General features: G+C 53.1%; 9 protein-coding genes. All 9 read right to left on the reverse strand.

Going from position 1 to position 13124, the window contains the following annotated elements; translation table 11 throughout:
- Nucleotides 1–5: 5 nt before the first annotated feature.
- A complete protein-coding gene (locus GNT65_RS04885) occupies nt 6–485 on the reverse strand; it encodes a nuclear transport factor 2 family protein (RefSeq protein ID WP_144201066.1) in 480 nt (159 codons plus the stop codon).
- Nucleotide 486: 1 nt separating this feature from the next.
- Nucleotides 487–1107 (reverse strand): trimeric intracellular cation channel family protein, encoded by a 621-nt coding sequence (locus GNT65_RS04890; RefSeq protein WP_160793992.1) that lies wholly within the window; start codon nt 1105–1107, stop codon nt 487–489.
- Nucleotides 1104–1493, reverse strand: coding sequence for a DUF2721 domain-containing protein (locus tag GNT65_RS04895; protein ID WP_160793993.1), 390 nt, complete (start codon nt 1491–1493; stop codon nt 1104–1106). Before GNT65_RS04895 ends, GNT65_RS04890 begins: the two co-directional genes overlap by 4 nt.
- Nucleotides 1494–1609: 116 nt before the next feature.
- Nucleotides 1610–2593 (reverse strand): cobalamin biosynthesis protein CobD/CbiB, encoded by a 984-nt coding sequence (locus GNT65_RS04900; protein WP_160793994.1) that lies wholly within the window; start codon nt 2591–2593, stop codon nt 1610–1612.
- A 37-nt stretch (nt 2594–2630) separates the two neighbouring features.
- Nucleotides 2631–3323 (reverse strand): 5'-methylthioadenosine/S-adenosylhomocysteine nucleosidase, encoded by a 693-nt coding sequence (mtnN, locus tag GNT65_RS04905; RefSeq protein ID WP_160793995.1) that lies wholly within the window; start codon nt 3321–3323, stop codon nt 2631–2633.
- 708 nt (nt 3324–4031) lie between these two features.
- Nucleotides 4032–4727: an HNH endonuclease gene (locus GNT65_RS04910; protein WP_160793996.1), complete on the reverse strand. Its 696-nt coding sequence runs from the start codon at nt 4725–4727 to the stop codon at nt 4032–4034.
- The gene (locus GNT65_RS20735) at nt 4720–6105 is read right to left on the reverse strand and encodes an AAA family ATPase (RefSeq protein WP_160793997.1); all 1386 of its coding nucleotides are present in this window, start codon (nt 6103–6105) and stop codon (nt 4720–4722) included. Before GNT65_RS20735 ends, GNT65_RS04910 begins: the two co-directional genes overlap by 8 nt.
- Before the next feature lie 846 nt (nt 6106–6951).
- Complete coding sequence (locus tag GNT65_RS04920) at nt 6952–8361, reverse strand: FAD-dependent oxidoreductase (RefSeq protein ID WP_160793998.1); 1410 nt, start codon at nt 8359–8361, stop codon at nt 6952–6954.
- 5 nt (nt 8362–8366) lie between these two features.
- Nucleotides 8367–12815, reverse strand: a complete 4449-nt coding sequence (gene gltB, locus GNT65_RS04925; RefSeq protein ID WP_160793999.1) for a glutamate synthase large subunit — start codon at nt 12813–12815, stop codon at nt 8367–8369.
- Nucleotides 12816–13124 lie beyond the last annotated feature (309 nt).

A 13124-nucleotide genomic window follows, 5' to 3' on the forward strand; every position in this document is an offset into this window, starting at 1 on the left:
GTGTATTACTGGGTGGCGAGCTGGTCTTGCATGGTCTGATAGTCCATCAGATCTTCATGCTCCTTGACCCTGTGATTGGCCAGATCCAGCTTGACCGTGGTCACCCCGGGGATGGCCAGTTCGATCACCTTGCCAGGCTTACCAAACAGGCTGCCGGGGCCGCGATAGTGATAGTTGCCTATCATCACCACCAGTGAGCCCGAGTTGTACATGTGCTCTATGTTGAAATCGTATTCCAGCACGCCGCGATGGGCGCGCTCGAAAAACTCTATGATGTCTCGCCTTCCCGTGTAGGTCTTGCTGGCGGTGCGATCCTTAAACACGCTGTCGCGATTGTAGAAGGAGGCCAGGGTGCGGTAGTCATGATCCGTCAGTGCTTGAATATACTTGATCGCCATCTGCTGCTCGGCGGGCATATCGCCGGGAGCCGCCTGGGTAGCCAGGGGCAGTATCATCAGAATGCTAACTAAAAACTGCTTGATCATCTTATGTTTTCTTTAATTCAAACGCCGGAAGTCTCAGGTGCCACTTAATGGCGGCCAGCCGTATGACGAGCGCGCTTATCATGGCCAAGGCCAGGGCCACCTTGTCTGCCAGGCCCCAGGTGATGGCACAGGTATAGCCGATCCCGCCGAAGATGGAGGCGGTCGCATAGATTTCAGTGCGCAATATCATGGGGATCTGGCGACAGAGTATGTCTCGAATAATGCCGCCTCCGACGCCAGTTATCAAGCCCATCACCACGGCAATCATGCCGCTGAGGCCAAGATTTAACGCCTTTTCCGCCCCGATCACGGTAAACAGCGCCAATCCGAAGGCATCGGCCACCGGCAGGGTGTACTGGGGGACCTTCTTGGGCCGGCGGATAAAGATCAGGGCCAGCAGCACTGTCGCCAGGATCACTATGATGTAGTTGGGGTCACGGATCCAAAATACCGGTGTGGTACCCAGCAGGGCGTCGCGTATGCTACCGCCGCCAATGGCTGTGACCGAGGCCAGCACTATCACCCCAAAGGGATCCATGCGATGACGCCCGGCCGCCAGGGCGCCGGAAAGGGCAAATACCGCAGTGCCGCACAGGTCGAAGAAGTAGATCCACTCCTTCATTGATCTAGCTCTTGCAGGTGGTAGTTGAGGGCATCGACCGAGATGCGGATCTCGAGCACAGACAACACTAGTGAATAGAGCAGAAGCAGCAGGCTGGAGCCGAAGATAATAGAGCCGGTTTTGTTGAAGCCCACATAGATGAAGATCATACACAGGACGCACAGGGCGAAGCTGGATACCCCCGCCTCCTGCATGCGGCGAATGATGACGATGCGGCGACGCAGGTTCTTCAGCTGGCCCGAGTGTACAGGTTTGCCCTCGGCGCTCAGGCTGCGGATCAGTGCCGCCAGCGAGAAGAAGCGGTTGGTATAGGCCAGGAGTAACAGAGAGATAGCCGGAAACAGTAGCGCCGGTGTGGTCAGGGAAATGTGAAGATTCTCAAACAAAGTCGTTACGCCTATAGTGCCAATATGTTGTCGCCAGAGGGGGAATAATACCAAGGGTTTTTGGCTTGTCTAGTCAAAAGACGTCGGGGCAGAGTCGGCGCTCCCCAGAGAGGCGATTAAGCGTGCGCCAGCAGCCTAAGCATGGCCCAGAGGCTAGGAATTAACAGCACGGAGAGCACCCATATGCCCTTGCTCAGGCGCAGCAGCCTGAGCGCCGCCCTGATGGTGTGGGGCGTGGGCTTGGGGCCGGTGCCGATGCGGGCAATATCGACCCTTTGGCCGGCAAATTTCTGCGGGCCGCCGAGCTCAGTATCGAGCACTTTCGCCGCCAGGGTACAGGTGGGCAGATGGTTGTTTATCGGCAGTGGGCTCTTGGCGGGCCTAAACAGCTGCATCAGGGCGCCTGGCCCGCCCTGGATCGCCAGGGTGAAGTTCCAGGCCTGGGTCGGCAGCCAGTAGAGCAAGGAGCTCAACAGATAGACGGGGCGACCAAACTCGCGATATTGCGGGTTGAGGGCTGGCCAGGTGTATTCCAGCTGCTTGATCATCCGCGCGCCCAGCACCAGGGGGGCACCACCGACGGCGTAGAAGAGTATGGTGGCGACCGTGCCGTAGATGGAGGTGGTCATCAACTTCTCGATCACCGTCTTGCTCATGCCCACCTCGGAAAGCTCGCGGGTGTCACGATAGACCCACTGGCTCAGCAGGCGGCGGGCGCGCTGCTTGTCCTGACGCTCAAGGGCCTGGCCCGTCTCCTCTGCCACCTTGTGAAACTGCTCGTCGCACAGGCAGAGATAGAGAAACAGACACTCGAAGAACCAGGGGAAGGCCGCCAGCTCCAGCAGAAAACTCAGAATCAGCCAGAAGGGCAGCACCAGAAGCAGTACAGACAGGCTGCCCGCCACTCGCTGCTGGTTTGCGGAGCGATCAGATCTCGCCACCTTGGCCGACAGGCTGCGCGCCAGCTGAGAAAACCAGTAGAAGGCCTGGTATTCCCTGGGCAGCGGCGCCAGCAGGGCCATGAAGATGGCGACCAACAAGATGGCGGCCCCTTGGTAGAAGGGGCTGTCCAGCAGTAGTTGTTGGATGATATCGTACATCGCGTCGTTGTCTGTATGCCGTCCCTGAGCCTGACTGTTACAGGTGCTTCAGCAGCGAGATCACCATCAGCGCAGAATGATGACCGGCCTTCACCAGGTAGCTGTCAAAATCTACCGGCGAATCGTTGTTGGCGTTGTCTGAGAGGGAGCGGATCACCACGAAAGGCACCTTGAACTGGTGACACACCTGGGCAATCGCCGCACCTTCCATCTCACAGGCCGCCATGGTCGGGAAGTTACTTAGCATCACCTTAGTGCGTTCAGGGTCGCAGATAAAGCTGTCGCCGGTGCAGATAAGCCCCTCGATAGCCTTCACCTCCCCCAGATCCGCCACTGCCTTCTTAGCCGCCTCGACCAGTGTTCTGTCTGGCATGAAGGCCGCAGGTTGCTGGGCCATCTGACCTATCTCATAGCCGAAGGCGGTCACGTCCACATCGTGGTGACGTACCTCAGAGGAGATAACGATGTCGCCGATGGCCAGGCTGTCGACGAAGCCGCCCGCCGAGCCCGTGTTGATCACGTAATCTGGGGCATATTTCTCAATCAGCAGTGTGGTGGCGACACTGGCGGTGACCTTGCCGATGCCAGAGCGGGTGACGATCACCTCTTTGCCCTCTAGCTGTCCGGCGACAAACTCTATGCCCGCGATGGTCTGGCTCTGGGTGTCTGTCATGGCCGAAATTAGGTGAGCGACTTCTGGCTCCATGGCGCCGATAATACCAATTTTCATTGAATGCCCTTTATGGTCTAGGTGGATCTGGCCGCGCGAAGGCGCAGCCTGTCTAAAGATAATGGGCGCTAATATAGCAATAAAGTGGTTCGGTGGCGAGATAGGGGGACTCACGCCGAGACATCAGGCGTTATTTTCAATTGCCTGCGGCAATTCGGTTTCGCTTCTTTAGCATCTACCATAAATAGTATTTGAAGGTTAATTTATAATCATTGCTTTATGGTTTACCTATTGCCTGCGGCAGGCTCATGTGCAGATACGCCTGTGAGCCGCCGTGAATACATTCCCTGTAGGCTCTGCCGAAACATCCATGTTTCGGAAGCTCACCGGCGTATCTACACCCGGTTTTCCATCTCTTCGATTTGACCGTATTTGATAAGCATAGGTATTTGAATAGGGCGTGAATGGCCAAGGTTTTGTGGAAATGAATTTTGCCTGCTGAAGACCAATGCTACATAGTTTTGAATTGCTTGGCAGCAAGTGCAGTGCATGGATGCACCAATTTTTTTGGACATTTTTGTGTTAGAACTTTAGTTCCATATTGATGAGTTTCAGATTAATTTTTTTATGTGCTAGCGCCGCATTAAGGTGTGAGCAACGCTACCACTGAATCTAACCGTACCACAGTAAACACAAAACCCAACGATGACATTAAAAATGCCAAGCGTTGGGAATCACTCTTAAATGCTTTGTATGGTTGCCTTGTGCTTATACGCAAAGCTTTTTTATATGTTCTTGTTGAGCAAGTTGTTTCCCATGTTCAACAACATCACCAATACAGGCAAGAATAAAGTTTTCCTCAATGGCAGTAGATGCACTTACCAACTCTTGATGTAAAAGTCCTATTTTTTTCTTTACTTCTATTGAAACATTACCATAGTCAACAAACTTATATAAGAACCGCAAAAGGCCACAAACCTCAATTGTTTCTTTACCTTTTGAATCTAATGGGATAAAGAATAAAGAAGAGTTAAGTATTTTTATATGCTGATGATATATATCCAGATGAGGATGAATAATTAAATAATCTTCTTTGTTTGATGGTAATGTCTTTCTCTTTCTATTTTTTAAAACGTTCTTGTTGCTTTTTGCTTGATTACAATCTTTACAAGATACACATAAATTTAATGGAGAAAACATAAACTGAGGAAAGTCATCCTTAGGAATTATGTGCTCTGCATCCCATACACCATTGTGCTCAACTACATTCTTTTGCTTACAATATGGACAAAGAAAACCCTGAACATTTATATAGTGGTCTTTTATGCTTTTTTTTAGGTTTTTAAGGTCTACATCTTTATCATTATTCCAGTACTCGCCACACTTCTCAGTATTGTCTAATTCATTATAAGAGTCTACTTTTCTCTGATCTTTATCATTATACTTTATTAACATTTCAGACATTCGCGACTTCCATAAAAGCTTCTTGCGCCATTTCCATTAGCTTAAATACAGGGTCAGAATTATCTATTTTATCTTTCAACGACAAAAGAGTACTAAGCTTGTTTTTCTCGTATTCATCTAGCCTACCAGTCTCTCCAAAACTGGTTAAGATTGATATTAACTCTCTAGTTAGATACTCATTTTTGTACCCCGGCGTCATAAAGGTGTTTGCCAACTGAAAGTCAACAGATTTTTTATTTACCTCAGATGCTGAAACTATCGAACCATCGTCCATTTTCACAAGATAACAGTTTTCATCTCTTAACTTTGAAACTAGTAATGGGGAGTGCGTAGCAATCAGGAATTGACAGCCACTGAAGTTCTTAAATGTATTAATAAGAACATCAATATATCTCTCTTGCCACTCAGGATGAAGACAAACTTCTGGCTCATCAATACAAATTAAACTGTTATCTTCAATTTGACTTGCTATCCCAAGAACGTTCATTACAACACTCTGCTCTCCAGAGCTAGCATCTCCAATTCTAAAAATACTACCACTATTTTTTTCTAGATTGATTTCCCTTAAGCTTGCCATACCAAGCTCTGAAAGGAAGAATAAATCATCAATATTACCGAGTTTATCAAGATCAAAGTGAATCCCATTTTCCTCGAAAACAATATCTATCCTAGGTCTTAAATCCATAGACCCCATCCTAGAATAAATATCAATAAACCTCTCAACTATTTCATAATTAACATTTCGATCTTCGTTAAAAAAACCTCTATATCTCGCAGATATGGATGGTCTTCTATCGTTTGACGTGAGAAAGTCAACAAAATTATCTACAGGATTTGAACTGTTTATTACATCGTTTATACGGTTCCTTGGTAGTTCCAAGTGATACCTAGCTTGAATTATAGGGTTATATCCAAGAAATCCCAGAACTTCACAAATTTTTGATATTCTAGATTTATCACCACAAGCTGATTTAAGTAAAGACATATATATATTACTCATATAAGCCATGCCTAGATCAGCACTTCTCAAATTACGTAGCCCAAGATATGAATATTTTTCGTGGAGATTACCTCGTAAATCCAAGGGGAATTTATCAAACGGGCTTGTTGACACTGCAATTATTTTACTTGGTAAAGTATTTACTACTATTTTGTCACTCAACTTTCCATCAAATAGCCCAGGTGAAACCAGTGTCTCTCTTCGAAAATCATTCCGTCGAGACGTGTTACCAATGAATTCTTCAATAATAGCTTTCATCAACCGACTTTTACCGGTACCGTTTTTGCCTACGATCGCAGTATAAATATTCCCATTATTCTCAATTTCCCCTTGAGAGAAACTAAAAACCTTGCCTTTAAACCTGTACTCTATTAACACTCTATTTCTCTCTATATTTGCAACATTGACTTGGCAACTAACGCTTATTAGCGAGAATGCCGCCTATGTAAATCACCATCATCTAATGTAAATCGCGACCATTTTTTTAACCATCTGAAATTTATATCAATAATGGCATTGCATAACAAGTTGAAAGTAAACAGCTCTAAAACAAAATGAGACTCGATTTAACGAGACCCTCACCTGTTCCCATTAAATAGAAAGCTCTAAGTCATTAATTCAAAATAATCAATACGTTAAACCTTAAAGTAAAAGTAAAGCGAGAATCGAGAGATTACATAATAGGAAGTGAAAGTGGGGCGTTTTAGCAAAAAAACATTATACCTGTATAGATCCGCAGTATAGCGAGCAGAGTTTGGTAACCTTCTGAACATTCAACTAGTCCCCTAAGCATCATCAAAAATGGCCAAATCGAAGAGACGTTAGATACCGAGTGTAGATACACTGGTGAGCTTCCGTGACAGGGATGTCACGGCAGAGCCTACAGGGAGCGTACTTGCGGCGTCTCACAAGGGTATCTGCACAACCCCCGCCGGGCAGGCGTTAGGTTGCCCTGAAGGTACGACCTTCAACAATCCACCCAATACTCAAACAGGTAGACGCTACAACCTATAAGCACCCCATACGCCCTCGCTCCACAGGCTATAAGCATCAATGAAGGTGCGGCCTTCAACACCCCACCAAATACCAATAACCGCTAGAAGCAACAAAACAAAAAACCAGCCTGGTTTTCCCCAGGCAAAAAAAGCGCTTTAACTCTCACTCAAAGTTAAAGCGCCAATCACAAGCCAAATTGTGTAGCTCAGAGACTGAGCCAGTTCAGACTTAAGCCTCGAAGCTGTTCAGTATACCGAGTGCGGCGTCGCGGCCCTCGGCGATGGCGGTAACCACAAGATCTGAGCCGCGCACCATGTCGCCACCGGCGAACACCTTAGGGTTACTGGTCTGGAAGGGGTTATCGGCGACCTTAGGCGCCACAACCCGGCCCCACTTATCCAGCTCTATGCCATAGTCGCCAAACCACTTGGCGGGGCTCGGCTGGAAGCCGAAGGCGATGATGATGGCATCGGCCTCTATCAGCTGCTCGCTGCCAGCAATCGGTTCAGGGCGACGACGACCCGAGTCGTCTGGATCGCCCAGGGCGGTCTCGACACACTCGATGCCGCTGACCGCGTCGTCAGCGGTCTTGATCGCCGTCGGCTGGCGGTTAAACAGGAAGTTGACTCCCTCTTCGCGGGCGTTTTGCACCTCGCGGCGTGAGCCCGGCATGTTCTCTTCGTCGCGGCGATAGACACAGGTCACCTCGCTGGCGCCCTGTCTGACGGCGGTGCGCACACAGTCCATGGCGGTGTCGCCGCCACCGAGTACTACCACCTTTTGCCCGGCCAGGCTCAGGTAAGGGGTCTCTTCATCTGTGGTGCCCATGACGTTATGGGTGTTACCAATCAGGTAGGGCAGGGCCTGGTAGACGCCCTTGGCATCCTCGTTGTCCAGTCCGGCCTTCATCGGGGTGTAGGTGCCCATGCCGAGGAAGACGGCGTCGTACTCTTCCAGCAGGGTGTCGAAGCCGATATCTTCACCCACGGTGACGCCGAGCCTGAACTCTATCCCCATGCCTTCCATGACGGTGCGGCGGATCTCCATGACAGACTTGTCCAGCTTGAAGGCGGGAATGCCATAGGTGAGCAGGCCGCCTATCTGAGGATGCTTGTCGAACACCACCGCCTTGACGCCGTTGCGGGCGAGGATGTCGGCGCAGCCAAGGCCAGCCGGCCCCGCGCCTATGATGGCCACGCGCTCCTGACGCTTGACCACCTTGCTCATGTCCGGGCGCCAGCCCTGGGCGATGGCGGTGTCGGTAATGTATTTCTCCACATTGCCTATGGTGACGGCGCCAAATTCGTCGTTGAGGGTACAGGCACCTTCACACAGCCTGTCCTGGGGACAGACGCGGCCACAGATCTCCGGCAGTGTGTTGGTCTCATGCACCAACTCGGCGGCCTCCATTATGCGTCCCTGTTTGGCCAGCTTCAGCCAGTTGGGGATATAGTTGTGCAGCGGACACTTCCACTCGCAATAGGGGTTACCACAGTCGAGGCAGCGGTCTGCCTGTTCGTTAACCTGAGGCTGTGCAAATGGCTGATAGATCTCGATAAACTGCGTGGCGCGCTGTTTGGCGTCATGCTTGGTCGGATCCTTGCGGCCTACTTCGATAAATTGAAAATCGTTACTCATGGCCATTACCCCGCTACCACTGCTAATGCAGGTTCAGTTTGTTCCAGACGCAGGAGATCATCGAGCGCCACATTCTTAGGCTTGACCAGGACGAAACAATCGATCCAGTTTTCAAAATCGTTTAACAACATCTTGGCGTGCTCGCTGCCGGTCTCGGCCACGTGCTCTTCGATCAGCCCCTTGAGGTGCTGTTGCTGTATCGGCGCGGTCACCTTCTGCATATCCACCATCTCGGTATTGAGGCGACGGTTGAAATGACCGAAGCGGTCGAACACATAGGCGAAGCCGCCCGTCATGCCCGCACCGAAGTTCACCCCTGTCTTACCCAGCACCACCACGATACCGCCTGTCATGTATTCACAGCCGTTATCGCCCAGGCCTTCGACCACGGCGATGGCGCCAGAGTTACGCACTGCGAAACGCTCGCCCGCCTGACCCGCGGCAAACAGCTTACCGCCGCTGGCGCCGTAGAGGCAGGTGTTGCCCAGGATAACGCTCTTCTCGCTCTGGAACATGCTGCCCACTGGCGGATAGAGGGTGATCTTGCCGCCCGACATGCCTTTACCCACATAGTCGTTGGCATCGCCGCACAGATCCAGTGACAGGCCAGGGGCGTTCCAGACGCCGAAGCTCTGGCCGGCACTGCCGCTGAAGTTAAGCTGTATCGGCGCCTTGGAACCCTGACGGCCCACCTTGGTGGCGACATAGCCAGAGAGGGCGGCGCCCACGGAGCGGTCGGTGTTGTTGATCTCGAAGCGCGCTGTCAGTGGCTCACCCGCATCCACCGCCGCCTGGCAATGGCCGAGAATCTTCTGGTTAAGCTGGCCCTTGTCGTCGGTTGGGTTGGTCTCACGCCAGGTGAGGGCGCAGCCTTCCGGCACTTCTGGCTTGTAGAGGATGGCGGATAGATCCAGCTGTTGCTGCTTGTCTGTGGCGCCTTCCAGCGCAGCGAGCCAGTCGCTGCGACCCACGAGCTGTTCAAACTCGGTGACGCCGAGGGCGGCCATCCACTCGCGGATCTCGCGGGCCATAAACTCGAAGTAGGTCATCACACGCTCGGGCAGGCCGTGGTAGTGATTGTCCCTCAGCTGCTTGTTCTGAGTCGCCACGCCGGTGGCGCAGTTGTTCAGGTGACAGATACGCAGGTACTTACAGCCCAGGGCGATCATAGGCACGGTACCGAAGCCGAAGCTCTCGGCGCCCAGCAGGGCCGCCTTGATCACGTCTGTGCCCGTTTTGAGGCCACCGTCCACCTGCAGGCGGATCTTGTGGCGCAGGCCGTTGGCGACCAGCGACTGATGCACCTCGGCAAGCCCCAACTCCCAGGGGCTACCGGCATATTTCACCGAGGTGATCGGGCTGGCGCCCGTACCGCCGTCATAGCCCGAGATGGTGATCATGTCGGCGTAGGCCTTGGCGACGCCTGTGGCGATGGTGCCGACGCCGGGCTCTGATACCAGCTTGACCGAGATCATCGCGCTTGGGTTGATCTGCTTGAGGTCGAAGATCAGCTGAGCCAGATCTTCGATAGAGTAGATATCATGGTGCGGCGGCGGTGAGATCAGGGTGACGCCGGGGCGCGCGTTACGCAGCGCGGCGATCTCCACACTCACCTTGTCGCCGGGCAGCTGACCGCCTTCGCCGGGCTTGGCGCCTTGGGCGACCTTGATCTGCAGTACCTCGGCATTCACCAGGTAGTGCGCGGTGACGCCGAAGCGGCCCGAGGCGATCTGCTTGATGGCCGAGTTACGCTCAGAGTTGAAGCGGCGCGGATCTTCCCCGCCTTCGCCCGAGTTAGAACGTCCGCCCAGGCGGTTCATGGCCACGGCCAGTGCCTCGTGGGCCTCTGGGCTGAGGGCGCCGATACTCATGGCGGCGCTGTCAAATCTTGGGTAGAGGCTTGAGGCGTCTTCGACCTTATTTAGCTCGACGGCCTGCTGGTCGCCCTTGACGGTGAAGAGATCCCTCAGGGTCGCCACGGGTCTGTCGTCCACCAACTCGGTGAAGCGCTTGTAGATGCCATAGTCCTGGTCGCGCAGGCTCTGCTGCAGGGTGTTGACCACATCCGGGTTGAAGCAGTGATATTCACCGCCTTCCACATATTTCAGCAGGCCGCCCTGAGGCAGCGGCTGGTGGGCCTGGAAGGCAAGCTTCTGCAGCGTCTGTTGATCTTTCTCCAGCAGGGCAAAGTTTGCCCCCTCGATGCGGCTGACCACCCCCTTGAAGCAGAGTTCGACCACATCCGATGCCAGGCCCACGGCTTCGAACTGCTGGCTACAGCGGTAGGAGGCAACGGTGCTGATCCCCATCTTGGACATGATCTTACGCAGCCCTTTGTCGATGCCCTGACGGAAGTTGAGCATCAGCTGTTGGGTTTCGCGCACGCCGTGGCGGCTGGCCAGCGCCGAGATACTCTCGTAGGCCAGGTAAGGATAGATGGCGGTGGCACCAAAGCCCAGCAGCACGGCGAAGTGGTGCGGATCTCTGGCCGAGGCGGTCTCGACTATGATGTTGGTGTCGCACCTCAGGCTCTTGTCGACCAGGACGCGCTGCACGGCGCCCACGGCCATGGCGGCGGGGATCACCTGCTTACTCTTGTCGGTGGCCCTGTCTGAGAGGATCAGCAGGGTGGTGCCGGTGCGTGCCAGGCGCTCGGCCTCGTCGCAGACTCGGCGAATAGCCGCCTCTAATCCTTCGCTGAGGTCGTAGTTAAGATCGACCGTGTTGGCGCGGTAGTAGGTCGAATCCAGCGCCAGCAGCTGATTGAAATCGCTGTAGAGCAGGATAGGCGAGCTGAACATCACCCGGTAGGCATGGCCCGTGGTCTCGTTAAACAGGTTCTGCTCTCGGCCGATACAGGTGGCCAGAGACATCACATGCTTTTCCCGCAGCGGATCGATTGGCGGATTGGTCACCTGGGCGAATTTCTGGCGGAAGTAGTCGTACAGGGTACGGGACTTCTTCGACAGCACGGCCATAGGCGTATCGTCGCCCATGGAGCCGGTGGCTTCTTCGCCTTTTTCGGCCAGCACCCAGATCACCTGCTCCAGCTCCTCGCGGGAGTAGCCAAACTGCTTCTGATATTGCACCAGGGTATCGGCGGAGAACTCGCATACCCCCTGGGCTTCGCTCGGCATCTGCTCGGCGGGGATCAGGGTCTGACTGTTCTTGGCCATCCACTCCTTGTAGGGGTGACGGCGCTTGAGGTCGTTATCGATCTCAAACGAGGAGTAGAGCTGACCATTGAGGGTGTCGAGCACCAACAGCTCACCCGGGCCGACACGACCCTTCTCGACCACCTCGTCTGGTCCGTAGTCCCAGATGCCGATCTCTGAGGCCAGGGTCAGGATGCGGTCTTTGGTGATCACATAGCGTGACGGGCGCAGGCCGTTACGGTCTACCGCGCAGGCCACATGGCGACCGTTGGTCATCACTATGCCCGCCGGGCCGTCCCAGGGCTCCATATGCATGGAGTTGAAGTCGTAGAAGGCCTTTAGCTCATCATCCATCTCTGGGTTACTCTGCCACGCGGGCGGAATGAGCAAGCGCATGGCGCGGTAGAGGTCCATGCCGCCGGCGAGCAGCATCTCCAACATGTTATCTAACGAGGAGGAGTCGGAGCCGCTCTCGTTGACGAAGGGCGCCGCCTGCTGCAGATCCGGCAGCAGTGGGGCATTAAATTTGTAGGCGCGGGCGCGGGCCCACTGACGGTTACCCGTGATGGTGTTGATCTCGCCGTTATGGGCAAGGTAGCGAAACGGCTGTGCCAGCGGCCACTTGGGGGAGGTGTTGGTTGAGAAGCGCTGGTGGAACAGGCAGATGGCACTTTGCAGGCGAATGTCGGCCAGATCCGGATAGAAGGCGGGTAGATCGGCGGGCATCATCAGGCCCTTGTAAACGATCACCTGGCCGGAGAGGCTGGCGACATAGAAGTCTTCGCAGTCTGTCATCTGCTGCTCTAGTCGGCGACGGGCCATATAGAGGCGGCGCTCGAGATCTTTTTCACGCCAGCCAATTGGGGAGTTGATCAGCACCTGCCAGATCTTAGGCTGGCTAGCCTGGCCTATAGGGCCAAGCACCTCAGAATTGACCGGGACTTCACGCCAACCGGCGACACTCAGGGTCTCTTTCTCAAGCTCTCTTTCCAGGGTGCGTTTAGTGTAGTCGGCCTTTTCCTCATCTTGGCTTAGGAATAGCATGCCCACGGCAAACTTACGGCTCAGGTGCCAGTCGTTCTCGCTGGCCACGGCTTCGAAGAATTTAATGGGGAGTTGCATGAGTAGGCCGCAACCATCGCCGGTACGACCGTCGGCGGCGATGCCGCCGCGGTGTTTCATGCGATCCAGGCCATGAATGGCAGTACGTACAATTCTATGGCTGGCCTCGCCATCCATCTGGGCGATTAAGCCAAAACCACAGTTATCCCGTTCAAAACTGGGGTGATACAAGCTCATATAAAAACTCCCTAATACTAACCAATACATCGTCGGGGAAATTCAAGCGATTGATGTGCACCCGAACCATCCAAATTAACTTTTGCCTAGGAAAAGGTCAATTCAAATTTGTGCATAAAGTGTGACTAGGTGAGGGTGTTTGATACGGTTTATATTTTAACCTTACGTTAACGTTAACTGTAAAAGTTGCTGTATAACATTATGAATAAAAAGAATTTTGAATCTAGTGCCGAATGTTTTTTACCAAAATGTAACAAAGTGGATTATTGTCTTTTAATCTAAAAAAGTGATTTTTATTGCATATACAGT

Origin of the sequence: Shewanella insulae (assembly GCF_009831655.1) — a bacterium.
GTDB lineage: Bacteria > Pseudomonadota > Gammaproteobacteria > Enterobacterales > Shewanellaceae > Shewanella > Shewanella insulae.